This is a genomic window from Micromonospora sp. C31 (assembly GCF_018070575.1).
Classification (GTDB): Bacteria; Actinomycetota; Actinomycetes; order Mycobacteriales; family Micromonosporaceae; genus Micromonospora.
On sequence record NZ_JAGPXN010000067.1, the window covers coordinates 1 to 985 of the forward strand.

Here is a 985-nt window from a genome sequence, read left to right on the forward strand (position 1 = left end):
GGGGATCTCGGTGAACAGACGGGACGGACGCAACGCCGTGAACGACGGCACGAACCGATCCCACCGCACATCCGCCACCACCACCTGCGCCTCACCACCATCCAACGCCCGCTGCAACGCCGCCACCGCCAACTCCGGCGCCATCCCCGGCAAACCACGCCGACTCAACTGCTCACCCGCCACCCCCACCGCCATACCCGCCTCAGCCCACGGCCCCCACGCCACCGACGTCCCCACCAACCCACGCCCACGCCGCGACACCACCAACCCATCCAAAAACGCATTCGCCGCCGCATACCCCACCTGCCCCGCCGAACCCCACACCCCCGCAATCGACGAAAACACCACAAACGCATCCAAATCCAAACCAGCCGTCAACTCATCCAACACCACCGCACCACCAACCTTCCCCCGCAACACCTCCTCCACCTCACCCACACCCACCTCACCCAACGACGACAACTGCGCCGCACCCGCCGCATGCACCACACCCCGCACCCGCTCACCCGCACCCGCCAAATCCCCCAACAACCCCGCCACCGCACCACGATCCGCCACATCACACGCCACCACCGACACCCGCACACCCAAACCCTCCAACCGCCCCACCAACTCCCCCACACCCGGCGCACCCCCACCACGCCGACTCACCAACACCACATGCTCCGCACCCACACCCGCAGCCCACACCGCCACCCGCGCACCCAACGCCCCCGTACCACCCGTCACCAACACCGTCCCCGAAAACCGAAAACCACCCGAACCAACACCCACCGAAGAACCCGCACGCACCAACCGCCGCGCAAACACCCCCGACGACCGCAACGCCACCTGATCCTCACCACCACCAGACGACGACAACACCCCACACAACCGACCCCACACCCCCCCATCCAACAACCCCGGCAAATCCACCAAACCACCCCACCGCAACGGCACCTCCAAACCCACCACCCGACCCAAACCCCACACCGCAGCACCCGCG

The 985-nt window shown here is 67.5% G+C and carries 1 protein-coding gene; it reads right to left on the reverse strand.

The window, feature by feature from the left end; all coding sequences use genetic code 11:
• The coding region (locus tag KBX06_RS27465; protein WP_307854782.1) for a beta-ketoacyl reductase at window positions 1-972 on the reverse strand (972 nt) is incomplete at its 3' end.
• Between the last annotated feature and the right edge of the window lie 13 nt (window positions 973-985).